We start from the raw sequence: 23,979 nt of genomic DNA, 5'->3' as shown, positions 1-23,979 counted from the left end.
CGCGAGATCACCAGAACCCGGCGAGGCGGCCGTCGAAGAGGGGGCGGGAGCAGCCGGCGCCTGCCGGGTCACCCCCTGCCCAGCACCGGTACGCCTCTCTTGCGGGAGGGCAGCAGGGCGAGGTGTTCCTCGCGTACGAGGCCGAAGCGCAGGGCGACGGAGACCAGGCCGGCGCGTTTGGTTCCGGTGCGGGCCGAGGTGTCCGGGGCGTCGGTGAGGTCCAGGCGGAGTTTGTGGCAGGCCAGGTAGTCGATGTGGTAGTTCACCGCGGATCTGGTCAGGTCCTCGCAGTCCGGCAGGCCGCGCAGGCGCTCCGCGATGTCCCCGGCGCCGGGCAGCGCGCCGTCCGACGGGTCCCGCAGGCGGGGTTCGCACAGGGCGACGAGGACGAGGAAGTACTTGGCGGCCGTGTCGAGGGCGTACGGGTGCAGGGTCCGCTCCCCCGCCCGGGGAGCCGCGGGCTTCTCGCGGTACGCGGGGCGCGGGGCGAACACCTTGAAACCGGCGGTGCCCCGCACCCCCGGCAGCACGACGCGGGAGAACTCGAACGGCACCGGCGCGGAGAGCCGGCCCGGGCCGACGGAGATGTACTCCCCGGCGCCCTCCAGGTTCTCGACCAGGTACGCCGTACCCGTACTGAAGTTGGACAGCCGCCAGTAGTCCTCGGCCGCCTCCAGCAGCCCGGCCCGCCGGGAGATGCCCGGGTCGGGCAGGACGATGGCCACGCCCTCGCCGTCGGGCGTGCCCCGCCCGAACTCGGCGACGTCCCCCGGCGCGAGCTTCAGCAGCCCCGCCACTCCCACCCCGCCCGCACCGGCCCGCGCCCGTCCGAGCGGCTGCACGATGATCGTCTCCACGTCCTTCTCCCCCGAACACACCGCCTGCCTCACCAGTGAGGACGCACACCACGACCATCGGTTCCCGCAGCGGCACTATGAGCGTTTTGTACCGCACCGCCGACGCCTCGCGGCTCGGCGAACGCGGTGGGTACGGCGACCGGCCCCCGGCGGCCTCAGATCCTCAGAGCGTTCGCCGTGCGGAACTGGTACGAGGAGTTCCAGCAGACGCTCGCCGGGCAGCCGCGCGCGGATCACCCGCAGACGCGCGCGGTCGTGGAGAGGCTGGCCGCGTCGGGAACTCGGGGTCGACGCGATGGGCCTCGTGGTCGGTGGCGACGTCGCTCGCGTAGGTGACGGTGCCGCCCCCGCGCCTGAAGTCAAGGTGGGCCAGGGCGGAGACCGGCGCGTCCGCCCCCGCCGCCGCTGTACTCCCCGTCCTCCACGGCACCGCAGCAGCCCCGGGGACACTACAGGCCGGCCCCGAAAGGCCGCGTACGCCGCATCCCGGCGGACCCCGTACGACGGAAACTCACCGCGCGCGCAGAGCCGGTCCCAGCGCCGTCAGCCATGCGTCGCGAACGGCGGCCCACTCCCGGCCGCACCCTTCCGCTCGGCCGGCGGGAAGAGCGTCCGGGCCGACGAGGTCGCGGTGGCGTTCAGGAGCGCTCCCATAGACCCAGCAGAGTTCGTCGACGAACCGCTCGCGGTCCGAGGAGTGCTCGTCCTCGCCGCTGTCGTCGGCGTCCTCGGCCGTCTCCGCCCCCAACCGCCACGCCTCGGCCGCCACGAGCAACTGCCGCTCGCCGGAAACCCCTTCATCCAGCAACATCAGCGCCGCGAACCGGTCCGCGAAGTCCTCCTCCCGGCCGGTGACCCGCAGATCCAGGGCATCGACCAGCGCGTGGGCGGTCTCATGGAACACCGTCTCCAGGAGCACCGCCTCGACCTCGTCGTCTCCGTCCGGACGCCGGGCCCGGTGGAACAGCTCACGCGTCTCGGAGACTTCTTCGTAACACAGCTCCACCGTCCCGGTCTCCGGATCGTAGGAGGCCCCTTCCCCGCCACAGGACCGGACGACGACGTCCACCGGCCGTTCCACCTCCACCAGACCGGCGACCGCCGCAGCCGCACCCTCGACCACCCCCCGCCGCCGCAGAAACGCGGCATCCTCCCGATCAGCGCCCACCGGCTCCTCGTACCGAACCACGATCACCGCCCCCTCCCCACCGGGCCGCCCGCGCACCCCGGTGTCCTGGCACCCGGCGCCCGCGACGGCCGCCACCAGCACCCCGGCCGTCACCGCTCCCGCACGCCACCACCGCCCCACCCGCACCCCCATCCCGCAGAGCCACCCCCTCACACCTCGACCGTACCCAACTCCGCGGCCTCACCGCCGTCGAAGACCCCGGCCCGGCCGACTCACGTTTCCGGCCTCCGGACTGTATGTCCGCGCGTCGGCCTCACCGAAGAGTCCGAGCCGGGCCTGTGGCCCGGTCAGCGGGTGGTGAAGCCTCCGTTCGCGAAGATGGTCTGGCCGTTGATCCAGCCGCCGTCCGTGGCGAGGAACACGACGAGGGGCACGATGTCCTCGATCTCGGTGAGGCGTCCGCCCAGGCCCTGGGACTGGAGGTAGGCGACGCGTTCGGGGGTTTCCTGGGCGTAGAAGAAGGGGGTGTCCATGGGGCCGGGGGCGACGTTGTTGACGGTGATGCCGCGGGCGGCGAACTCCTTCGCGGCGGCGCGGGTGAAGTGTTCGACGGGGGCCTTGGCGCCGGCGTACGTGGAGTAGCCGTCGGTGAACGCCGCCAGCAGCGAGGTCAGGACCGTGATGATCCTGCCGCCGTCGTTCAGGTGGCGTCCGGCCTCGCGGAGGAAGAAGTACGCGGCCTTGGAGTTGACCGCGAACATCCGGTCGTACTCCTCCTCCGTGGTGTCCACGATGGGCTTGCGCAGGACCATGCCTGCGGTGTTGACCGCGACGTCGATCCCGCCGAAGTGGTCCTTGGCCGTCATGAACAGGCGCTCGGTCTCGGCGGGCCGCGACAGGTCTCCCTGGACGAGCAGCCCCTTGCCGCCGGCCTCCTCGATCGCCTTCAGGGTCCGGCGGGCGTCGGGCCCGGTCGCGTCGGAGTGGTAGTGGACGACGACGTTCGCGCCCTGGGCCGCGGCGGTGGTGCTGATGAGTCCGCCGAGGTTCTTGGCGCCCGCGCCGACCAGGACGGTCCGGCCGGACAGGGAGTGGTTCACGCTCATGGGGATCCCGCCTTCGTGAGGGTGTCGGTACGCCGTGCACGACCACCCTCGCCCGGCGGCCACCGTCGCCTCTTGCACGATCCTGCGGTCTTTGGACAAACGCGTCACGCTACGGACGGGGTGTGCGATCAAGCCGCCCCTGCGGCCAGAATGGGGGCGTGTCGCGTTCCTTGATCAAGCCCCATCTCGTGCACCTCTCCGGCAGCGGCACGGGCCTCGCGCACGCGGTCGTGGAGCGGGACGTGGAACTCGCGGCCGGGAAACACCCTGCCGCCCAGCCGCCCGCAGGGCCGGACAGCCACGTCCTCGTCGTGCACGCGGGCACCTCGACGCGCCTCGACTGGTCCGCCGACGGCTTCGCGCGCCGTGAGCGCTTCCACCGGGGCCAGTCCCTGGTCAACCCGGCGGGCTGGGCCGCGCGCCCCCGCTGGCAGGAGGACGCCGAGCTGATGCTCGTCTCCCTCGACCCCGGCTGGCTGGAGAAGCTCGCCGACGAAGGCGGGCTGCGCGGCACCCTGGAGATCACGCCCGCGTACCACCTCAGCGACACGTTCCTCGCGATGATGGTGGAGCGCCTGGTCCTGGAGTACGAGCGCAGCGGCCCGGCCGACGGGCTGTACGCGCAGTCCCTGGTCCAGGCGATCGCCGCGCACGTCATCAAGGTCGCCTCCTCCCGGGGCAACGCGGCCAGGCCCGCCGGGTCGGGGCTCGCGCCGCGCCGGCTCGCCCAGGTCACCGACCACATCCACGCCAACCTCGCCGAGCCCCTGAGCCTGGACACCCTCGCGCGGATCGCGGGCGTCAGCTCCTCCCACTTCTCCCGTACCTTCCGCGCCTCCACGGGGCGCTCCCCGCACCAGTACGTCCTGGGGCAACGCCTGGAACGGGCCCGCACAGCGCTCCTCACCACCGCCTCCCCCATCGCCGAGATCGCCCTCGCCTGCGGCTTCACCGACCAGAGCCACCTGACGCGCACGATGCGCCGCCAACTCGGCGTCACGCCCCGCGCGTTGCGCGCGGAACGGATCACGCGGAGGGGGTAGTACAGGGCGCACCCGGCCCGCCAACCGCGTCCCCGCACCCCCGTTGACCACACAAAGTGATGAGCCGAATACTGGTCGCACCGAATGCCCACTCGGGCTCCACCAGAAGGCCCTTTGACGAAGGGGTGCACCCATGGGCTTACCGGCAAGACGCGACGACGCACCGCAGCAGCGTTCCCATCCGGCCCGCCGGACCGTGCTCGGCCGGGCACTCGGCCTCGCGGCGGTCGGCATCGGCGCCGCCGCGGCAACCGCGGCGACCGCCCCCTCCGCCCACGCGGCGGTCCGCGCGACCCAGGCCGACTGGCGGTTCTGCACGAAGTGCTACGGCCTGTTCTTCCGCGGCTACCCCACCGACGGCGCCTGCCCGGCCGGTGGCGGCCACGACTCCGCCGGCTACAACTTCACCATCCCGCACAGCATCCCGGAGACCCCCACCGCCCAGCACAACTGGCGCTTCTGCACGAAGTGTTACGGCATGTTCTTCTGGGGCTACCCGGACAACGGCCGCTGCCCCGCCGGCGCGGCCCACGCGGCGGCCGGGTACGACTTCGTCCTCCCGCACGACATCCCCGAGACCCCGACCTCGCAGCGCAACTGGCGCTTCTGCCCCAAGTGCTACGGGCTCTACTACTACGGCTACCCCACCAACGGCCGCTGCCCGGCGGGCGCCGCCCACAGCGTCGCCGGGTACGACTTCGTGCTCCCGCACCTGTAGGCGCCGACCGTGCCGCCGGCCTGCCCCGCGCGAGGCCGGCGGCATCCGTGGTCAGTGTCCGAACACGCGCAGCGCCTCCTGGATGAACCCCCTGTACGTTCCCGTCCCCGGGTCCAGGTGCTGGCCTCCCGCGAGGATGAGGTTGTGCAGGTAGTAGGCGCCCCGTCTGTCCGGCAGGTACTCCATCGAGAACACCCGGCGCACGATGGCCTCGCCGCTGAGGCCCGCCTTCCGGTACGCGGCGATCGACGCCTCGACCGCCGCCTCGCTCTGCGCCGTGGGCGCGTCGACCTGGGCGGGGTCGTCCGATCCGAGAATCAGGTCCAGGGCCTTGTCGTGCTTGCCGTCCACGAGGCGCGAGTAGCGGAGCGCGACGACGGGGTGCGCCGAGGCCAGTCGGCCGTCGGCGGGCAGCGGATAGTCGAGCAGGTGGTAGTTCGCGGCGTCGGGGAGGACGGTGATGCCCCGCAGGAGCTTGCCGTCGGGCAGGTAGGAGCGCGGGCGCTCGCGCCAGCGGCCGATGACGACGACCTTGACGTTCTCCTTGAGGAGCTTGGGGATGACGTCCTTGCCCAGCAGGAGTCGGCTGTTGGGGGCGTCGCGCGGGGGTTCGTTGGTGTAGACGGCCTCGAACAGGACGAGGCCGCCGGTCTCCTTGAGGTTGTTACCGGCGCTGGTGAAGGCGTTGCCGCCGGACTGGCTGTAGGCCATCAGCACCGGCTTGTCGACGGCGAGGGTGTCGGCGTCCAGTGCCGTGCCGTGGGTGTAGACGGTCCGGACGGCGCCGGCGGTCAGGTCGGCGAGCCCGCGCTGGAGGAGGACGCCGCCGTCGCCGCCGTTCATCAGCGGCACCAGCAGGACGTACCGCTCGTCGTGGATGGCGCGCTCGAAGCCGAGCGGGACGTCCCAGTACTGGGGTACCGGATCCTTGCCGGGGAGGTAGGACAGCACGCCCCGGAAGTGGTGCAGGGGGCCGGGCAGCGCGGCCGGGTCGCCGCGGAACGACTTGCGCACGTCGATGTAGGGGGCGAGGAGTTTCTCGTACCGGTCGTCCGTGAGCGGCTCGGTCAGCAGCCTGGCCAGGATCTCCAGGCCCGACTGGAGATTGTTGTCCGGGGTGACGACGGAGACGCCGTGCAGCGGGGACCGCAGCCCGGCGAGGCTGTTGTCGTAGGAGATCGCGCCGTAGTCGGCGGGCATGATCATGACGGCCGGTTTGATCCGGGGCAGGCGGTAGGTGCTGGCGGGCAGGACCGCGTACCAGACCAGCGGGTGGCCGCCCAGGCTCGCCAGGGCCCGGATCGTGCGGTCGGTGCCGCGCAGGAGGTTCATGACCTGCGCCCAGGCCGAGCGGCCGTGCAGGGCGTTGTAGAGGTCGGTGATGTCGACGAACCGCACGTCCAGCCCGACGGTGGTGCCGGTGACCCTCAGCAGCGGATGGAGCGCGGGAATCCCCTTCGGGCGGCCGAGCGGGTCGTACGCCGGGCCCTTGCGCCAGCCGAGCGGCATCAGCCCGCCGTCGGGCGTGACCGTGAACTCCTGCTGGATGCGCAGCATCGGGTAGGTCGTGCGGTCCACGTCGACGCTCGCGTCGATCACCAGGCGCAGCCAGGCGGTGCCGGGCGCGAGGTCGGCCGTGAACCCCGAGGGCCCCACGGGCACCGGCACGGGCCGCCCCGCGCCGGCGCCCTGGGCGCGGGTCTCGACGGTGGCCGTCCACTTCTTCAGCAGGAAGTGCGTCCACAGCGGGACGGCGGGATGGGCGTTGACGACGGTCAGCCGCACGGCGTCACCGGGCCCCGGCCGTCACAGCTGGCGCCCCGTCCGGGGGTCGTAGGTGACCTCGACGGCCACTACCTGGTCGGTGGGCAGGACCTCGGTCCACTGGTCGAAGATCTGGTAGGGGTCGGCGGGCCGGAAGCCGCCGTCCAGGGGGTCGAAGCCGGTCTCGAAGACCCTCTCGGCGGCGAGGGTGCGGGTGATGTCGGTGTTGCGGGCCTGGAGTTCGGCGGCGAGCGCCTGGAGGACCCAGCCGATCGACTTGCCCTGCCAGTCGGCGGGGTCGCCGGTCTGCCAGGCGTACTCCTTGTCGAGGGCCGCGTCGCCTTCGACGTGGGCGCTGGACAGCCAGCCCAGGGCGTCGAGTTCGTGGCCGGGGCGGACCGGCAGGACGGCTTTGACCCAGGAGGCGTTGAGGAACTCGTTGCGCCGTTCGTCGCCGTCGGCCTGGATCAGCCAGCCCAGGGAGCTGCCGGTGGGGGCGGGCGGGGTGTTCTCGGTGATGAGGTAGTCGACCCGGTGCTCCAGCTGGTCCGCGGGCGTCGAGGTGGTGGCGCGCGGCGGGTTGACCGCGCCGGTGTGGCTGAAGCGGCTGGTGACCGTGGCGCCGGCGACGGGATCGCCGGAGGTGGCCTCCCAGTCGTGCGGCGGCACCGGGTAGCGGCCCACCGCGTCGGACCCCGGCCATCCGGCGTCGGGCGTTCCGGTGGTGGGTGTCGGGCGCCAGTAGTCCGGCTCGACGAAGTACAGCATCTGGTCGACGTCGAACATCCCGCGGATCAGTTCGGCCGACAGGTGCCGCTTCTCGTCCTGCCCCTGGAACAGGTCGAGTTGGCCGATCAGGTCGGCGAAGACGCTGTGCCGTTCCTCCTTGCGGAGGTCCTCGGAGTCCCGTGGGCGGACCTTGGCGATCAGGTCGAGCCGGTCGTGCACCGCCTGCGCGTACGCCGCGCGCTGCACCTTGGCCACCTCGTGCTCGTACACGGCGAGTTCGGCGAGGTACTGCCGCTGGGCGGGGTCCTGCTCCGGGGGCGGCGGCTCCCAGACGAGGGCGAGGGTGAAGGCGATGTAGGGGCCGCCCCCGAAGTGCACGTTGGTGCAGTTGGCGCGGAACCGGCCGGACGTGGCGTCCAGGACCTCGTAGGTGGCGAGGAACTTGGCGACCTGGCCGCTGCTGGTCGTCGCGGAGACCTTGCGGATCTCGTTGCCGGGCGCGGTGCTGAGTTTCCAGCCCGGTCCCGGCGGCGGCGCGGAGTACTCGAAGTGGGCGACGATGTACTCGTCCTCCTCGCCCCGCCAGAGCCGGTCCCAGCCATCCTGCTTGACCCAGTCGGCGTCCTGGTGCGGGGCGTTGTCGCTGTCCGCGGTCTTCTGGATCGGGTAGTTGTCCGAGTACGTGACGTGCGCCTGGGCCAGGGGCGGGGGTTTGACCGGCTGCTTGAGCGCGGTCAGGTCCGGGGCGGGCACCACGTGGACGAGTTCGCCCAGGCCCAGGGCGCGGCCCGGGTCGGCGACGAACACCTGCCAGCTCAGCTGGGTGCCGATGTGCTGGAGCTGGACCCCGACCTTGCGCATCTTGCGGCGCAGTTCGTAGTTGACGAGCTTGTCGGTGGTGTTCTGCACCACGTACCGGCGGCTCGACGTGTCGGTGGTCTCGGTGACCGTCTTGAAGGTGGTCTTGAAGTTCCGGGTGATCTCGCTGCTGGCCTTGGAGCTCTGGGTGCGGGAGTGCTTGTGGCTGACCTCGGAGGACGTGTTCGTGGTGTTCTTCGTGCTGTAGCTGGCGCTGACGTCGGCGTGCACGATGCCGACGTAGTTGGCGCTCGCGTTCGAGGTCACCCCGAGCGAGGTCTCGTTGGCGTTGGACTCCTTGACCGCGTCGGCGAGGTCGGTCTGCTCGGTCAGCGCCTCCTCGGTCTTGCGGGTGGACGTCTCGGACTGCTCGGCGGTCCGCTCGACCAGGGTGCGCCGGGTGGAGGTCTCCACCACCTCGACGGTGCCGCCCGGGCTCAGCCACAGGTGGCCGACCGGCGGGCCGAGGAAGGTGTCGAACTCGAAGAAGTACTCCCGGAAGAGGTTGACCAGGCCGACCGGCGAGAGGATGCCGTCCGTCGGCGGCCGGTTGCCCCACACCGCGAGGGGGGCCAGCGGGGCCAGGGCGCCCTCGCCGAGGGTGTGCCGCCCCGGGCCGTCCGGCGCTTCCTGCGGCAGCCGTACGCCGAGTGCGGCGGCGGCCCGCGCGGTGGAGGCGTGGCCGAGCCAGCCCGGCAGGGGCTGGTAGACGCCGAACAGCTCACTCGCGTACGGGACCGTGCCCGCGAAGTCGCCGACCGGGCGGCCCGGTCCGGGGCCCGGCGCCGGGGCGGGGGCCGGGAGCACGCCGACGTTGTCGCTCGGCCCCGAAGGGCTCGTCGCGAAGGGCTTCACCGACCAGGGGCGGCCCGGCTGGGACTGCGTCACGAGCAGCAGTTCGCGGCTGCGCTGGGCCTGCGGGGCGACGAACGAGATCGTCTGGGCGCCGGTCCCGCTCACCGCACGCCCCACGTACTGGCGGCCCGCCCCGTCACCGGTCTCCAGGAACATGCCGGTCAACGCCGGAACCCCGGGGAACAGCGCCGGGTCACGCACATCCGCGTCCGCGGGCAACGCCAGCGCGACCCGCTGCCCCGGCAACAGCTCCGCCGGACCCGCCTGGACCGTGTACGACCACACCTGGAGCCAGGACCCCGCGCCCGGCGCGGTGAGCGGAACTCGGCCCGTGAAACTGACGACGAGTGCCATGACGGTTTCTCCCCCCGAAGCCCGGATCCATCACGAGAATCGATACCACCGTCCCCTGCCGAACCGGGAAAATCCCTTCAGCCTTCACCCCTCCTTGACCCTCTGTTCCATCCGGAACGGAGAAATCGCTCGGCACCGGTCACCCGTTCGAGTGCAGGCCTGAGCTTTTCAGCCAGCACCGGAAGCGACTTGATCGCTCGACTCGCTCATGGGACTGAGTCGCTACAATGTTCGTATGGCTCATGTGACCGCGGCGGAGCGCCGCCCTCAGTTGATCAAGGCCGCCATCGACCTGATGACCAGGGAGGGCGTCGCCGCCGGAAGCACGCGGGCGATCGCCGCCGAGCTGGGCGTCGCGCAGGCGACGGTGCATTACACCTTCGGTACGAAGGAGGAGCTGTACCGCGCGGTCATGGAGCAGCTGACGTCCGACCTGATCACGCAGGTCGAGCGAGCGGTGCCCGAGGGGAGCGGCTTCGAGGAGACGCTGGCCACGCTCGCGGGCGCCCTGTGGCGGACCCTGCGCGAACAGCCGGCCAGTCATCAGCTGCTCACCGAGCTGACCATGGTCGCGCTGCGCACACCGCACCTGCACGAGGCCGTCGACAGCCACTACCGCGGAACGATCGCGGCGACGGCGAAGCTGGTGACCGAGGCGGCGGAGCGCACCGGACAGGAACTGGCCCAGCCGGCGGAGACGATCGCGCGGTTCTTCCTCACCGGTTTCGACGGGCTGATCCTCCAGCGCCTGGTCCTACCGGACGACACCGCCGAGGACACCGTGCTGCGGGCCCTCGTCTCCGCGACGATCGGCCTGGCCGGGGGGAGCCTGCCGCTCGTGGACATGACGACGGGCTGAGCCCCGGGGCGGCCGAACGGGTCGGGACCCTGTCGGTCAGAAGGCGCTGTCCACGGCTTGCGGCTGCCGCTGTTCCCCGGCCGTCTCCGTGCTCGCGACGGTCATCCGCAGCGGGAGGGAGGCGGCGAAGGTACCGGCCGCGAGGAGGACGCCCAGGACTCCGGCGCCCGCCCCGTCGAGGACAGCGCCGACGGCGAGAGGACCGATACCGGTGCCCAGGGCTCCCGCGCCGCTGCGGGGCCTCGCGTGCTCATCGAAGGCTCCTCGGTGCGGGGCCGGTCGCCGGGCGTGGCATCACCGGCTGCCCCGACGACCCGCTCCCCCGAGTCGCGGCTGCTGAGCCGCACCATCACGGACTGCCCGCTCACTCATGCAGGCAGCCGCCCCGTCCCGCCGACGCCGGTCTTCCACTGTGAGGTGGACGCCCTCGTACGACGGGCGGGCGCACGAGCGTCGGCTCACCTCCTTCGCGCGGTACACGACGGAGATCGACGGGCAGAACGTGCACTTCCCGCATGTGCGGCCGGCGAAGCCGGACGCGCTGCCGCTGATCGTGACGCCCGGCCGGCCGGGCTCGGTGGTGGAGTTCGGGAAGGTCGTCGAGCCGCTGGCGGGTCGCGGGGGCGTGGGCCGAGCTGACGCGGCGCCTGGGGTACGACCGTCTCGCCCGCCCTCGGGCGGGCGGCCCCCGGGAACGTGGGCGGGATGCACGTGAACTGGCTGCCGGCGTTCCCTCCGGAGGATCCGGCCGAACTCGCGGGGCTCACCGACGCGGAGAAGGCCCGCCCGGACGGCTACCAGCGGTTCTCGGACGAGCGGTCGGGCTGCACGAAGCTCCAGTCCACCCGGTCGCAGCCCCTCTCCTTCTCCCTGCGCGACTCCCCGGTCGGGCGGCTCGCCTGGATCGTGGCACCCTTCCGCCAGTGGACCGACTCCCGTGGCCTGCCCGAGGACGCCGTCGACCGCGACCCGATGCCCAGTACTGGCTCCTCCTCGGCCCGCTTCTACAAGGAGAACGCCGCGAACTGGGGAAGCTTCCTGCACCCCCTGCGGGTCGCGGTCTTCGCCCACGAGATCTCCCGGCCGGTCCGCAAGTACGCCGAGCGGACCTTCGGCATCGCCCGGTGGACGGAGTTCGACCACGGCGGCCACTTCGCCGCGATGGAGGCGCCGGAGGATCTCGTCGCCGGGATCCGCGCGTTCTTCTCCGGGGCCCGGTGACGCGAGGTCGGCCCAAGAGCAGGCCCCGAGCCGGGTCGCCGCCACCGGGATCACGGGGTTCTCGCCGGCCCCGCAGGCAGGTGGCATCGACGACGGAGCCGGCGAGAGTACGGGATGAGCTAGACGCCGTCGACGAGTCCGCGGGCGATCCGGTCGAACTCGTCCAGAACGTCGAGGAGTCCGGCCCTGCCCCACAGGGCGAGCCCGAGGGCGGTGACGCCGACGGCCGTCATATGCAGGGCGCCCAGCAGGTCCTGGCCCGACAGCGCGCGCATCGCCGGGCCGTCGCCCCGGGCCCACGCCCGGGTCGCCTCGGTGATGGCGAACTCGTAGTGGGCCGGGGCGGCGGTGGCGGCCTCGTCGGAGTACCTGACCAGTTCGTCGACGCTCCAGCGCCTGCCGGTCAGCTCCATGATGCTGATCGTGGAGCCCAGCAGGCCGTTCAGGACGGCGTACGCCTCGGCCCGGCCGTCCGCGTCCAGACCGGCCAGCGCCGCCTGGACCGCGTCGGTGTCGTGATCGACGTAGGCCCGGACGACTTCCACCGCGTTGCTCATGAGCGTCACCGTACGGTCGCCCGGGCACACCGGGATCGGTCTCCCGGCGCAGCGGGCCTCGGAAGAAAGCACTAGGACCTTCGAGCCCCGGCAAGCACACCTTCATCACGGCGACAGCGCGGGGCGAGGCTAACGGAGGGAGGAAAGTCTCCCTCCCGCGCGCCCGAGTCACGGTGCCAGACTGCCCGCGTGACCAGCCGCCGCTTCCCCGGCGCGCGGCTCTCCAGGTCCCTTCGACGCGGATCCGGCCTCCCCGGTTCGTGCTGCCGCGCCGCCCGTCCACCTCGGGCGCCCCGAGCGGCGCCGAACCGAAGGCGGGCGACCTGGCCTACTACGCGCCCTGGGGAAACCCCGCCGTCTTCTACCGCGACTTCCCCTACTCCGACGGCCTCGTCGTCCTCGGCCGCGTGTCCGAGAGCGACACCGGCCGGCTCGCCGGCGCGGAGAAGCTCACCCATCGAGACCGGTTCCCCGGAGCCCGTTTCATCGCCGACGGCCGAGCCCAAGTCGTCCGGTCCGGCGGTCTCGGCGTACGTGCCTTCCTGGGGCGGCGGGCGTCTTGTGCCGGTCTCACAAGGTGGTGCCCGCCGCCGGTCAGCGTCTGCGGTTCACCGCTCGACACGGTCCGAGATCATGGCGGGGCGGTGCGGAAACCCGGGCGTTCAGCAGTTGCCGAACCTGTGCTGCGTCGAGTCGGCCCAGACCGTCAGGTCCCGGCAGTCGGAACCGAAACGGTCCCGGTCCTCGTCCGCGTGGATGTTGTACCGGACGGGCCCGCCCACCTTGTGCTGGCAGGCCGCGTCGCTGTAGCGGTGGACCCATATTCCGGCAGCGCTGCCGGAATCGGCGAAGTAGGTCCCCACCCTCGTGCTGCTCCGGCCCCCCTGCTGGAGATTCGTGCGCGCACAGCCCCGGAACTGACCGTCTCCCGCCTCCTGGATCTGGATGCTCCCGGTCGCCCCGGGGGCGTTGACCCAGAGCGTCCACTGGGACGCGGCCTGTGCCTGACCGATACCGCTGAAGGCGGCGGCGAGAAGCGTGAACCCTGCGACACCGGCACCGACCGCTGTGCGGTGCGACCGGATGCCGGAGAGACGACGAGCGAACGACATTACGTCGGCCTTTCTTTCAGTCTTTTCACGGCGGAGCTTTCTTCCGCCGACCACGAGTTTCCTCCGACGGAATTTCCGATCGCTAGAGTCAAACAACTCTATTTCGGCACGTCCCGCACTGCGCACCCGGGCGCGTACCAGGACTGCGCTGGAGCAGAAGGCGTCCGACGTCAGAGCCAGAGAGACTGCATTTCCCATGGAAACCACGTATCAAGATGAATCACCGGAGCGGTGAAGTACTCTGCTCCTCATCAGCCAGGTACGTCTGACAACTGGAGAACACGGATGGCCTCACAAGCGGCGACCGGTGACGGAGTCACGTCCGGACTCGACCGGCGCGCTGAGCTGCGGGAGTTCCTGCGGTCGCGTCGGGCCCGGCTCCGCCCCGAGGACGTAGGCGTGCTCTCCCACGGCCGGCGACGCGTTCCCGGCCTGCGGCGTGAAGAGCTGGCGCAGTTGGCGGGCGTGTCGTACGCCTACTACGCGCGATTGGAGCAGGGCCACGGCGAGACCATGTCGGACGAGGTGCTGGACTCCGTGGCCCGCGCCCTGCGTCTGAACCCTGAGGAGCGCGAGCATCTGATCCGGATGGCCCAGCCCGGACGGCACGCCTCGACGAAGGCCGCGCCGTCCTCCCAGCCGCTGCGCCCCAGCATCCAGAACCTGCTCGACACGATCGGCGTGCCCGCCTACGTCATCAGCCGGCGGCTGGACATCCTGGGGTGGAACCGGCTCACCCTCGCCGTCTTCGGAGACTGGGACCGGCTACGGCCCGAGGATCTCAACGTCGCCCGGCTGATGTTCCTCTCGCCCGAGGCGCGTGAAAGGTTCGCCGACCCGCACCGAATCGCCCTGGAAATCGCCGGTGTTCTCCGCATGAACGCCGGAAAAAGCCCCGACGACTCCCACCTCTCCTCCCTCATCCAGGAGCTGACACGGAAAAGCCCGGAATTCCGGCAACTATGGGCACGGCACGAGGTGATATGCCGGGGCGGCGGCGACGTGGTCCGTATGCGGCACCCGCTGGTGGGCGAGTTCGACCTCGTCCACGAACCCCTGGCACTGCCCGGAGGCGCCCCCATGCGCATGGTCACCCACCACGCCGAGCCGGGCTCCCCGTCAGCGGATGCCCTGCGGATACTGGCCGGCTGGGAGACGGAGCCACAGGGCGGCCCCCGAAGCCCATCCGGTCATCGCGCCTGACAAGACGATCCCCTCGGTGGCGGGGGGGGCTGCCGATGCGCACCGCGATAGCGCGAGGTCAACCACCGATACGACGGCCGGAAGCACAACGCGGCCAGCGGAGGCGTGGAACGAGCGCCGGGGTGCCGAGGGACGGGCGTGTCGCGTCCCTCAGTTGCACGGCCTCCGACGGCGAGGGGGTAGCGGTCCGGCGCAGGCGGTGCGCCCGGTCGTCCCACCGGTCCGCCGACGCGGTACGGGTACGCCGTCCCGGGCCGCCGCGAAAACCGTTGGCGCCGCGCCCCGCAGGCCGTGAGGATCGGGAACCGGTGTCCGGCGGTCGGTGGAGAGGAACGCTCGTGGTCGGTCAGGTGGCGGTGCGGCAGATGGACGAGGAAGCCCTCGAAGAGCTCCTCGCGGTGGCCGTCGCGGACGCGGTGCCCGACGAGGTCATGCCTCCCGTGGCCGGTCCGCCCGGATGGACGGCGCAACGCCGGGAAGCCTTCCGGGACTGGCACCGGTCCCGGTTCCCCGGGCTCGACGGCCCGCTCCGTGAGTCCACTTTCACGATCGTCCACGACGGCGAGGTCGTGGGGTCGGCCCGACTGGCTCTACGCGACAGCCACGACAGCCACCACGACGTCCTCGAAACCGGCATGTGGCTCGGCCGTTCCCAGCGCGGACGCGGCATCGGCACCGCCGCTCTGCGGCTCCTCCTCGACGAAGCGGCGAAGGCCGGCGCGCGGACGGTGGTCGCCGACACGCTGGCGCACAACTCGGCGGCGCTCGGCGCCCTGCGCCGCAACGGCGCGACGCTGACCACGAGCCGGGACAGCGTCGACGTACTCGCCGAACTGACGCCGAGACAGACTCCCCGGGAGCCCTCCGCACCCTCGGCCGAATAGACCGAATAGACCGAATAGACCAAATAGGCCGAATCCCCTGAATCCCCTGGTTCCCCCGAAGAATCCAGCCGCGCATACGACACGGGCGCTCGGTCGAATTCGGCCCCGCGATTCCTCGCCGCGTCCCGCGAGAAATCGCCCGGCGCCTGGAAGGAGCGTGTCGCCGTTCCCGGCGTACGCAACGGGGCCGGCCACATGTCGGCCGGCCCCGTGCTCACTTCCGCACCGCTCCGAGGATCACGCGGTGTTGAGGGTCAGCCCGTAGAACGACAGCGCGTCGTCGAGGGGCTGGAAGTACGACGACCCGGGCGAGTTGACCGAACCGTTGCACCGCTGGCTCACCGGGCCGCCCGAGGTCATCCCCTGGGCCTGGTTGCCGGAGATGTAGGCGCCGCCGCTGTCGCCGCCCTGGGTGCAGACCGACGAGCTGCCCAGGCCGGTGACGACGGTGTCGGGCCCGCCGTTGGGGTCGGAGTAGGTGACGGACACGTTGTAGGAGTTCACCCGTCCGCAGGTCCAGCCGGTGGTCCGGCCCGCCTTGCACAGCGTGGCGCCGGAGGCCGCGCGGCGGCTGCCGAGCACCGAGGGCTCGGTGGCCCGGCCGTACGTGTTGACCACGGTGGCTATGGAGTTGCCCGAGTCGAGGCGGGCGATGCCCATGTCGACGCTGCGGCTGCCCTGCGCGAAGCGGGAGTTGGTGCCCTGCGCGAAGCGGCTCCCCTGGTAGCTGAGTACAGGGAGGTCCTCGATGCAGTGCCCGGCGGTGACCAGGTACTGGCGGCCCGAGGAGTCGCGGGCGCCGAAGCCGACGGAGCAGACGAAGCCGTTGAAGGCCATCTCGGAGCCCGGCTTGATGACGGCCTGCGGGGCGAGTTCCTGCCGGTCGGAGAGGACGCGGACGGCGTCGCCGTGGGCGCGTGCCTGGTTCAGGAAGGAGCGGGCGGCGGGGGTGCTGCCGTCGGCGACCTTGACCGTCACGGTGTCGGAGGCGAGGTCGACCTCCCAGGAACTGACGCCGGCGGGCGTCGTGTTGAGCGCCGCCGTGTCCAGCTGGGCCTTGATCTTGTTCAGTTCGCTCTCGCCGTGGCGGGTCGTGCGGGCGTGCAGTCCGGCGTCCGCGAGGCGCTGAGCCGCCTGGGTGCTCTCGGCGTTGACGACCAGTTGGCCCTTCGCGTCGAAGAACGCGCCGTCCGTCGCGACTCCCTTGCGCTCCAGCGCGGTGAGGGTGTGCTGCTGCGACGTCTCGTGGTCGAGGCGCTCGGCGGCGGCTCTCTGGCTCACGCCGAGGGAGGACGCCAGGGCGCTGAGCATGGCCGGGTCGTACTGGCCCGTCGAGGCGACCGCCGCCTGTGCGCCGGAGACGGTAACGGAGGAGAGCAGAACGGCGGCGCCGAGCACCGCGAGGGATTTCCGGGAAATACGCAAGGGGAGTTCCTTCCGGATTCCGGACGAACGACCGCTAACAGTGGGGGGTGGAAAAGGGCATGGGGGGTCTCCTTTTCCGGTGGCCGTCGTCCGGCGGTCCGCCGTTTCCGGCGACCGCCCCTGAATCTTGAACGACCTTCACTGAACATGACAAGAGAGAAGATCGAACTGTCCGTATTTTCCGGATCACCGATGCCACCGCCGTCGACCGGTCGAATAAGAATCCCCTTTTACCGGAAATATCACCTACCGTCAGAAATCCGGCCCTCCCCCCTGCGTCCGGGTTGCAGAGCTTCTTGTCGCCGGGGTGCAGGACCGCGTCGAGTTCGCCGTTCTCGGCGGCGAGCTTCTCCGGTGGGCCGGAGAGGGCGGTGCGTCCGGCGGCCAGGACGGTGACCTCGGTGCACAGCACGTCGAGGCGGGGCAGGACGCGGGGCACGTGCCGTTTCCCGGCGGGGGCGAGGCCGTTGCGGGTTCGTCGAGGACGAGCAGCCGGGGTTCGGTGAGCAACGCGGCGGCCAGGCCCAGGCGTTGGCACACGCCGAGGGAGAAGCCGCCGACCTCGCTCAAACCGACCTCGTGCAGCGCCTCGTCGACGGCCGCCCTCTCGCCCTCCCTCTCAACTCGGCTGACTCGAGCAGATTCTGACGTACCGTCAGCGACAGATACAGGCCGGGCCCGTCGACGAACCCGGTCACTCCCTCAGGCCCGGCGAGCAGCGTCGTCTTCCCCGCACCGTTCGGCCCCGCCAGCCCGTGGATCCGGCCTTGCCGCACCTCCAGATCGACACCGTCGAGCGCGACCACCTCGCCGAGGCCCTTGGTGAGCCCGCGCGCCCCGACCGCGAGACGTGGTGTGTCCATGAGTTCCCTCCTCCACGACGCTGAAGGAACCTGGGCACGGCATCCGACGCGGACCCGGCAGGCGGGCTGAACGGCCCTGGAACGGTTCGTCAAGGTATCGACAAGCGGACCTGCGGGAGCCGCCCCGGCAACGTCCACGGCGTTGCCCCTGCCTGCCAGGGCCGGGTCTGCCCGACAGGGATCCCAGGATTCCGGACCAGCGGCCGGTACGCCCTCGACGCGGCGGCCACCCCACGGGCACGGTCGTCGGCATGACGCCCCTGAAACCCGTACCCCCGACCGCCTGGCACCGTGTCCCGCACCGCTGGCCGGGCGCGCTCGGGCCGGCCGCCGCGGTTCTCCAACTCGCGACCGGCGTCGAGCGGGAGCCGGTGGCGATCGTGCTGTGTGGGGCCGCGCTGTGTTACCTCGGCGCGGCGGCATTGGACCGGCCATGGATCGCGTGGGCCGGGTCCGGGCCACCGGCCCGGCCTCAGCGTCCGGGCAGAGGTCCCGCGACCGTGTCCGGAAGCCTGCCTGGACAGCGGGCCGCGGGAGCCGGCCGGTACGGGCCTGGGATGGCTTCGCTCTTCGGGGGCATCCGGTGGGGCATGGCTACTGCAACGGCACAGGGACAGGTCCGCCGCGCGGCGCGTGGCAGAGCGATCACGACGGCGGCCCGTGCGGGATTCGTCGGCCGTGGAGTCATCTATGTGCTGATCGGCGTCCTCTCCCTGAGGATCGCCTTCTCCGGTGAGGAGGAGCAGGCCGACCGGGGCGGGGCGGTCGCCGAGATCGCCCAGAAGCCCTTCGGGACACCGCTGTTGTGGCTGCTGGGGATCGCTCTGGCCGGTATGGCCCTGTGGCGGCTGTCGGAGGCCGTCTTCGGACAGGCCGGCCCCGACGGGGACAAGCCGGGCAAGAGGGCGACGGCCGCGGGCCGTGCCCTCTTCTACGGATTCGTCACGTACTCGGTGCTGCGCTACGCGGCCGGTGACACGGGCAGCGGCAGCGGAGGTTCCGACGAGAGTTCCCGGGACTTCACGGCGAGGGCGCTGAACTGGCCCGGCGGGCAGTGGATCGTCGGCGTCGCCGGTGCCGCGGTGACCGCGGCCGGCCTGTGGATCGCCGTGCGGGCTCTGCTGCGGAGGTTCGAGAAACACCTCCGGACGGCGGAGATGTCCCGCCGGGTCCGTCGGGCCGTCTCCTTCGTCGGCGTGTTCGGCGGTACGGCTCGCGGCGTCGTCTTCGCCACGGCGGGCGGTTTCGCCGTCGCCGCGTCCGTCCAGCACCGGCCCGGCACGACCAAGGGCTTGGACAACACCCTGCGGACGTTCGCCGAGAGCCCGGCCGGCCCCTGGCTGCTGGCCCTGATCGCCGCCGGCCTCGTCGCCTTCGGGATCTTCTCCTGGGCGAGCGCGCGCTGGCGGGACGTCTGACCGGCGGGGCGAGCGAGGCGCGGGGCCGGTGAACGGGGGTGGACGCGCCCGGTGTTCCTGGTCACCCCTCGCGGTGTGCCGTGTAGACGGTCGCGGTCATCGGCGCCGTGACAGGTCCCGCGCCGAGGCGTCGCGTCATGCTCCGCACGACGGCGTCCCGGATGGTCCGCGCGTCCTCGCGGGCGTCCACGGTGGCGCTCACCGGCGTGCCGGTGAGAAGGCCGGTGGCGACGGAGGCGGCCGACTCCGCGACGCCGTCGAGCGTGACCTCCTCGGCGCCGGCCGGGGACAGGCCGGCGGCGGTGAGATCGGCGGCGACGACGGCCGGATCGGTGTAACCATGGGGGACGTCGCGCAGGAACGCGGGCGCGCCGTCCGGCATCGCCTCTTCCACGGCGGTCTGGAAGGCGGCCCCGAAGCCGTGCGAGGCCAGCGGGCCCCAGCTGTTGAACAGGAACCGTCCGCCCGGCGCGAGGACCCGGCGCACCTCGGCGTAGGCGGCGGGCCGGTCGGGGAAGAACATCACCCCGAACTGGCACACGACGAGGTCGAACTCCCCGTCCCCGAAGGGCAGCCGCTGGGCGTCCGCCTGCCGCCAGACCGCCCGCGGCTCCCGTACCGACCCGGCGCTCACCATCGCCTCGTTGAGGTCGGTCGCCACCACCGGGACCCCGGGCAGCGCGGCGAGCAGCGCCGAGGTCAACGCCCCTGTCCCGGCGGCGAGTTCCAGGATGCTTCCGGGGCGCGCCGCCGCCGCACGCGCGGCCAGGTCCTCGGCGAAGGGCTGGAAGAAGACCGGCACCAGGTGGCGTTCGTAGGCGTCGGGCATGGCCCGTGTCCACCGCCGGTTCACGTCGTCTGCGTTCACGCGGCAGACACTAGCCACGCCGACGGCCCGTCACCGGGAACCCGCCGTGCCGGGGCCGCCGAACGCCCGTACGGCCGGGGCCCCTCAAGGCGTCGGTCAGCGCTGAAGGGTCAGCAGCCCCGGCCGGTACGGCAGCCTCTCGTACGGCGTGCCCTGCGGCGTCCTCGGGTCGTACCCCTGGTAGAGGAACTGGAGGTTGCAGGGGTCGACGGTCATGGTCTGGTCGGGGTTGGTGCGGACCAGGTCACCGTGGCTGATGTCGTTGGTCCAGGTGGCTCCGCTGTTGGCCTTGCCCGCGAAGGGGCTGCTCTCGCTGCCGGCCTGCTCGCTCCACGCGCCGTTCAGGTCGGTGGCGGTGAAGGAGCGGAAGTAGCGCCCGCCCGCCCCCATCGCCTCGACGATCATGAGGTACTGGTTCTGGCCCTGGACCTTGTAGACCTCGGGTGCCTCGAACAGCCGCTCCTTCGTGTCCCGCAGGACCGTCGTGTACGAGGAGCCGAAGCTGGCGGGGAAGTCGGCGAGCGGCATGGTCGACTTGTAGATGCTGCCGTTGTCGTCGGCGAAGAACAGGTACATGGTCTGACCGTCGGCGATCATCGTCGGGTCGATGGGGGCGCCGGAGGGGAGGCTGCCGGTGAACAGCGGCTGCGCGGCGGACCAGCTGTTGGGGTTGGTGGGGTCGCTGGAGGTGCGGTAGACGAAGGGCCAGGCGGTGCCCCAGCCGTTGGAGGCCAGCACCCAGATGTTCTTGGTGGAGAGGTGGAACAGCTTGGGCGCCACCGCGAGCTGGCTCATGGTGGTCTGGGTGGCCGTCGCCATGTCCGACCAGTTCGTGAAGGGGCTGAACCCCATCGAGTGCCACGATCCGTCGGAGCTGGTCCCGTAGACCAGGTGCTTGCCGTTGTACGTCACGGTGGTGAAGTCCTTCAGCGAGAGCTGTCCGTTGGCCGGCTGCGCGAGCGGCCCGGTCGAGCTCCACCGGTACGCCGCCGGAAGGGCGCAGCCGTTACCCGTCCCGGACAGGCCGGTCCACTTCTGGTTGCCGCCGCCGCTGCACGACCACAGCTGTACGGCCGTGCCGTTGGCGGTGGCGGCGCCGCTGACGTCCAGGCACAGCCCGGACTGGACGGCGGTGATGGTGCCGTCGGCGTTCGCCCGCCACTGCTGGTTGGCGCCGCCGTGGCAGGTCCAGATCACCACGCGGGTACCGGAGGTGGCCGTGCCCGGAACGTCCAGGCACTTGTTGCCGTACACGGTCAGCCGGCCGCTGTCCGTCAGGGTCCACTGCTGGTTGGCCGCGCCGGTGCAGTCCCAGATCTGGAGGTTCGTGCCGTCGGCCTGGGCGGCTCCCGGCACGTCGAGGCAGCGGCCGGAAGCGACCGCGCGTACGGCGGCGGTGGTGGCCGCGTGGGCCGGGACGGCGACGAGCATCGCCGCCAGGGCGGCCAGTGCCGCGAGCGTGGCGGCGAGTGCGGCGGACAGATGCGTGCGGCTGCGGAAACTGCGTCTGCGCATGAGGACCTCGTCATCCTTGACCAAGCGGCTCCGGCGAGCCCCACGCGGAGGCCGTCCGGGATGGCGTGTGGTGCACCTTCGAGTCGTTCGAAATGTCGCACAAAGGTCGGAGTGTCGATCAATTGGATGATAGGGACGGGATGATCAACGTCAACACTTCTCACAGGATTCGCGAGCGGGAACGCCAACGGGCCGAAACCCGCCGCCGTCAGGCGCTCGCGCGGGCGACCAGGCGGGTCGGGAGGATCAGCGGGGTGGGGTCCTGGCCGTCGATCAGCGCGACGATCATGCGGGCCGTCTCCCTCCCGAGAGCCGTGATGGGCTGGTGGACGGTGGTCAGCGGCGGGTCGGCGATCCGGGCCACGGCGAGGTCGTCGAACCCGACCACGGCGACGTCGTCGGGCACCAGGCGCCCCGCCTCGCGCAGGGTGCGCAGCGCGCCCGCCGCCATGTTGTCGTTGGCGGCGAACACGCTGTCCAGGCCGGGGTGGCCGGCGAGGAGTACGGCCATGGCGGCGGCCCCGCCGGGCTCGGTGAAGTCCCCCTCCACCGGGGGAAGCGGCGTCAGTCCCGCGGCGAGCATCGCGTCCCGGTAGCCGCGGTGACGGGCCCGCCCGGCCTCGGTGTCGAGGCGTCCGCAGATCACGGCGACCCGCGTCCGGCCGCGCGCGATCAGGCGCTCGGTCGCCTCGCGGGCGCCACCGACGTTGTCGACGTCCACGTACCAGCGCGGGGCGGGCCCCACCGGACGTCCGCCGAACACGACGGGCAGCTCCGCCTCCTCGGCCATGCGCACCAGCGGGTCGCCCTCGCGCAGCGCCATCAGCATGACGCCGTCGACGCCACGGGAACGCAGCAGCGCCGCCACCCGTTCACGGCCCCGCTCGGAGGCGGCCAGACACAGCATCAGATGCAGGTCCGCCTCCTCCAGCGCGGCCGACGCCCCCACGATCACCTGGGCGAAGAAGGGGTCCGCGAAGATCGACGGGTCCTCTCCCGAGACGACCAGGGCAGCCGCTCCCGTCTGCCGGGTGGCCAGCGCCCGGGCCCGCGGATTGGGGACGTAGCCGAGTTGCCTCACGGCCCGCTCGACCGCCTGGCGCTTGACGCGGCTGACGTACGGGGCGTCGTTGAGGACGCGGGAGGCCACGGAGCGGGAGACTCCCGCGAGTTCGGCCACGGCTTCGAGCGTCGGCCGGCGGCGGGCTCCGTCTGCTGCCATGGACCGTGGACCTCCCGCGTCTGGAAGCGCTTCCAGGAACAGGACTGTAGATCCTCGCCCTCGCCGTGTGAAGGGCGGGTCGTACGGCTGCTCTTGACAGCCCCAACGGCTCCCCACACGATATCCACCACACCAGGAGGGCCTCGACACGACTGGAACCGCTTCCACTTTGGGAGCGCTCCCACACCGAGTCGCCGGTCGTCCGACGTGTCGTCCCACCGGAGAACTGCCGGAGAGCCGCCGGCACCGAGGGACGTGTACCGCCGCACTTCCTTACCGCGTCGCCCGTCCAGGACGAGGGCGGGCGACGCTCCCCCACCAGGAGGTACCTCCATGCGCCGAAAGCTCCGCGCCCTGACCGCGGCCCTGCTCGCCCTGCCGCTGGCGCTCGCCGTCGCTCCGTCCGGCCACGCGGCGGGCCCGGCCGTCAAGGCCAACGGGTTCTACGTGGACCCCAACTCCAGCGCGAAGCAGTGGGTCGCCGCCAACCCCAACGACGGCCGCGCCTCCGCCATCAACAACTCCCTCGCCAACACCCCCGCCGCCCGCTGGTTCGGTTCCTGGAGCGGGTCGATCGGCACCGCCGCGGGCTCGTACGCGGGGGCGGCGGCGAACGCGAACAAGCTGCCGATCATGGTCGCCTACAACGTCTACAACCGCGACTACTGCGGCGGCCACTCCGCGGGCGGGGCCGCCTCACCCTCCGCCTACGCCACCTGGATCTCCCAGTTCGCCGGCGGGATCGGCAGCCGCCAGGCCGTCGTGATCCTGGAACCGGACTCGCTCGGCGACTACGGCTGCATGAACCAGGCCCAGATCACCGAGCGCCAGAACATGCTCACCGGCGCGCTCTCCACGTTCAGCCGCCAGGCCCCCAACGCCTGGGTCTACCTCGACTCGGGCAACCCTGGCTGGGCCGATGCCGCGACCATGGCCCAGCGCCTGCACAACGCCGGACTGCGCCAGGCCCACGGCTTCTCCCTCAACATCTCCAACTACTTCACCACCGCCGAGAACACCAACTACGGCAACGCCGTCAACCGTGAACTCAGCGCCCGCTACGGCTACACGAAGCCGTTCGTCGTCGACACCAGCCGCAACGGCAACGGCTCCAACGGCCAGTGGTGCAACCCCGCCGGCCGCAAGATCGGCACCCCCACCCAGATGGGCGGCGGCGCCGAGATGCTCCTGTGGATCAAGACCCCCGGCGAGTCCGACGGCAACTGCGGCGTGGGCAGCGGCTCCTCGGCCGGACAGTTCCTCCCCGAGGTCGCCTACAAGATGATCTACGGCTACTGACCGCAGACAGCCGTGGCCCGGCCCGCCCGCACCGCGCGACCGGGCCACGGCGCACCCCTCGCCGCCGCCGGAAACCCGGGCCGGCAATTCGCCAGCACGCTCCGCGCACGGCCTACGCCG

20 protein-coding genes and 2 pseudogenes are annotated in these 23,979 nt (G+C 71.7%); 10 read left to right on the top strand and 12 right to left on the bottom strand.

Annotation, left to right across the window (positions count from 1 at the left end; translation table 11 throughout):
• Positions 1 to 68: 68 nt before the first annotated feature.
• The 3 genes from PV682_RS17480 to PV682_RS17470 all read right to left on the bottom strand — a co-directional run bounded on the left by PV682_RS17480 (position 69) and on the right by PV682_RS17470 (position 3,092).
• Positions 69 to 857 carry a serine/threonine protein kinase gene (locus tag PV682_RS17480; RefSeq protein ID WP_319730750.1) on the bottom strand — a complete coding sequence of 263 codons (789 nt, stop codon included), beginning with the start codon at positions 855 to 857 and terminating at the stop codon, positions 69 to 71.
• Between the two features lie 511 nt (positions 858 to 1,368).
• Positions 1,369 to 2,199, bottom strand: coding sequence for a DUF4344 domain-containing metallopeptidase (locus PV682_RS17475; protein ID WP_319730748.1), 831 nt, complete (start codon positions 2,197 to 2,199; stop codon positions 1,369 to 1,371).
• 134 nt (positions 2,200 to 2,333) lie between these two features.
• Positions 2,334 to 3,092 (bottom strand): SDR family oxidoreductase, encoded by a 759-nt coding sequence (locus PV682_RS17470; RefSeq protein WP_319730746.1) that lies wholly within the window; start codon positions 3,090 to 3,092, stop codon positions 2,334 to 2,336.
• A gap of 158 nt (positions 3,093 to 3,250) precedes the next feature.
• Between PV682_RS17470 and PV682_RS17465 the strand changes: the two genes are divergently transcribed.
• Together PV682_RS17465 and PV682_RS17460 are read left to right on the top strand one after the other, a co-directional pair.
• Positions 3,251 to 4,135: an AraC family transcriptional regulator gene (locus tag PV682_RS17465; protein WP_319730744.1), complete on the top strand. Its 885-nt coding sequence runs from the start codon at positions 3,251 to 3,253 to the stop codon at positions 4,133 to 4,135.
• A 133-nt stretch (positions 4,136 to 4,268) separates the two neighbouring features.
• Positions 4,269 to 4,853 carry a hypothetical protein gene (locus tag PV682_RS17460; RefSeq protein WP_319730742.1) on the top strand — a complete coding sequence of 195 codons (585 nt, stop codon included), beginning with the start codon at positions 4,269 to 4,271 and terminating at the stop codon, positions 4,851 to 4,853.
• A gap of 51 nt (positions 4,854 to 4,904) precedes the next feature.
• Here the strand turns inward: PV682_RS17460 and PV682_RS17455 are convergent, their stop codons facing one another.
• Together PV682_RS17455 and PV682_RS17450 are read right to left on the bottom strand one after the other, a co-directional pair.
• Positions 4,905 to 6,638, bottom strand: coding sequence for a hypothetical protein (locus PV682_RS17455; protein WP_319730740.1), 1,734 nt, complete (start codon positions 6,636 to 6,638; stop codon positions 4,905 to 4,907).
• A 21-nt stretch (positions 6,639 to 6,659) separates the two neighbouring features.
• Positions 6,660 to 9,413 carry a protein kinase family protein gene (locus PV682_RS17450; RefSeq protein ID WP_319730738.1) on the bottom strand — a complete coding sequence of 918 codons (2,754 nt, stop codon included), beginning with the start codon at positions 9,411 to 9,413 and terminating at the stop codon, positions 6,660 to 6,662.
• 235 nt (positions 9,414 to 9,648) lie between these two features.
• Between PV682_RS17450 and PV682_RS17445 the strand changes: the two genes are divergently transcribed.
• The 3 genes from PV682_RS17445 to PV682_RS17435 all read left to right on the top strand — a co-directional run bounded on the left by PV682_RS17445 (position 9,649) and on the right by PV682_RS17435 (position 11,493).
• Positions 9,649 to 10,272 carry a TetR/AcrR family transcriptional regulator gene (locus tag PV682_RS17445; protein WP_319730736.1) on the top strand — a complete coding sequence of 208 codons (624 nt, stop codon included), beginning with the start codon at positions 9,649 to 9,651 and terminating at the stop codon, positions 10,270 to 10,272.
• A gap of 412 nt (positions 10,273 to 10,684) precedes the next feature.
• Positions 10,685 to 10,987 carry an epoxide hydrolase N-terminal domain-containing protein gene (locus PV682_RS17440; protein WP_319730734.1) on the top strand — a complete coding sequence of 101 codons (303 nt, stop codon included), beginning with the start codon at positions 10,685 to 10,687 and terminating at the stop codon, positions 10,985 to 10,987.
• Complete coding sequence (locus tag PV682_RS17435) at positions 10,978 to 11,493, top strand: alpha/beta fold hydrolase (RefSeq protein ID WP_319730732.1); 516 nt, start codon at positions 10,978 to 10,980, stop codon at positions 11,491 to 11,493. The genes PV682_RS17440 and PV682_RS17435 overlap by 10 nt, the downstream gene beginning before the upstream one ends.
• A 119-nt stretch (positions 11,494 to 11,612) precedes the next feature.
• Here the strand turns inward: PV682_RS17435 and PV682_RS17430 are convergent, their stop codons facing one another.
• Positions 11,613 to 12,050, bottom strand: coding sequence for a hypothetical protein (locus PV682_RS17430; RefSeq protein ID WP_319730730.1), 438 nt, complete (start codon positions 12,048 to 12,050; stop codon positions 11,613 to 11,615).
• Positions 12,051 to 12,223: 173 nt separating this feature from the next.
• Here PV682_RS17430 and PV682_RS17425 point away from each other — a divergent pair.
• A pseudogene (locus PV682_RS17425) lies at positions 12,224 to 12,460 on the top strand (cyclophilin-like fold protein); the annotation flags it as partial.
• A gap of 252 nt (positions 12,461 to 12,712) precedes the next feature.
• Here PV682_RS17425 and PV682_RS17420 read toward each other — a convergent pair.
• Positions 12,713 to 13,162 carry a hypothetical protein gene (locus tag PV682_RS17420; protein WP_319731072.1) on the bottom strand — a complete coding sequence of 150 codons (450 nt, stop codon included), beginning with the start codon at positions 13,160 to 13,162 and terminating at the stop codon, positions 12,713 to 12,715.
• A 285-nt stretch (positions 13,163 to 13,447) separates the two neighbouring features.
• Between PV682_RS17420 and PV682_RS17415 the strand changes: the two genes are divergently transcribed.
• Both PV682_RS17415 and PV682_RS17410 read left to right on the top strand, forming a co-directional pair.
• On the top strand, positions 13,448 to 14,365 hold the full coding sequence (locus PV682_RS17415; RefSeq protein ID WP_319730728.1) for a helix-turn-helix domain-containing protein: 918 nt from the start codon (positions 13,448 to 13,450) through the stop codon (positions 14,363 to 14,365).
• 338 nt (positions 14,366 to 14,703) lie between these two features.
• Positions 14,704 to 15,249, top strand: coding sequence for a GNAT family N-acetyltransferase (locus PV682_RS17410; RefSeq protein WP_319730726.1), 546 nt, complete (start codon positions 14,704 to 14,706; stop codon positions 15,247 to 15,249).
• Positions 15,250 to 15,486: 237 nt separating this feature from the next.
• Here PV682_RS17410 and PV682_RS17405 read toward each other — a convergent pair whose 3' ends face one another.
• Positions 15,487 to 16,674: a S1 family peptidase gene (locus tag PV682_RS17405; RefSeq protein ID WP_319730724.1), complete on the bottom strand. Its 1,188-nt coding sequence runs from the start codon at positions 16,672 to 16,674 to the stop codon at positions 15,487 to 15,489.
• A 34-nt stretch (positions 16,675 to 16,708) separates the two neighbouring features.
• Positions 16,709 to 17,537, bottom strand: a pseudogene (locus tag PV682_RS17400) (ATP-binding cassette domain-containing protein).
• 590 nt (positions 17,538 to 18,127) lie between these two features.
• Between PV682_RS17400 and PV682_RS17395 the strand changes: the two are divergent.
• Positions 18,128 to 18,955 (top strand): DUF1206 domain-containing protein, encoded by an 828-nt coding sequence (locus tag PV682_RS17395; protein WP_319730722.1) that lies wholly within the window; start codon positions 18,128 to 18,130, stop codon positions 18,953 to 18,955.
• Positions 18,956 to 19,016: 61 nt separating this feature from the next.
• Here PV682_RS17395 and PV682_RS17390 read toward each other — a convergent pair whose 3' ends face one another.
• The 3 genes from PV682_RS17390 to PV682_RS17380 all read right to left on the bottom strand — a co-directional run bounded on the left by PV682_RS17390 (position 19,017) and on the right by PV682_RS17380 (position 22,560).
• Entirely contained in the window at positions 19,017 to 19,784 is a 768-nt protein-coding gene (locus PV682_RS17390; protein ID WP_319731043.1) for a class I SAM-dependent methyltransferase, read from the bottom strand.
• A 135-nt stretch (positions 19,785 to 19,919) separates the two neighbouring features.
• Positions 19,920 to 21,338 (bottom strand): non-reducing end alpha-L-arabinofuranosidase family hydrolase, encoded by a 1,419-nt coding sequence (locus PV682_RS17385; RefSeq protein ID WP_319730720.1) that lies wholly within the window; start codon positions 21,336 to 21,338, stop codon positions 19,920 to 19,922.
• 208 nt (positions 21,339 to 21,546) lie between these two features.
• Positions 21,547 to 22,560: a LacI family DNA-binding transcriptional regulator gene (locus PV682_RS17380; protein WP_319730718.1), complete on the bottom strand. Its 1,014-nt coding sequence runs from the start codon at positions 22,558 to 22,560 to the stop codon at positions 21,547 to 21,549.
• 333 nt (positions 22,561 to 22,893) lie between these two features.
• Here PV682_RS17380 and PV682_RS17375 point away from each other — a divergent pair, with 333 nt between their 5' ends.
• Positions 22,894 to 23,859 carry a glycoside hydrolase family 6 protein gene (locus tag PV682_RS17375; protein WP_319730716.1) on the top strand — a complete coding sequence of 322 codons (966 nt, stop codon included), beginning with the start codon at positions 22,894 to 22,896 and terminating at the stop codon, positions 23,857 to 23,859.
• The last annotated feature ends 120 nt before the right edge of the window (positions 23,860 to 23,979 follow it).

This window comes from Streptomyces niveiscabiei, from assembly GCF_033794345.1.
Taxonomy (GTDB): Bacteria; Actinomycetota; Actinomycetes; order Streptomycetales; family Streptomycetaceae; genus Streptomyces; species Streptomyces niveiscabiei.
This window is presented reverse-complemented; position numbering and strand designations above follow the sequence as displayed.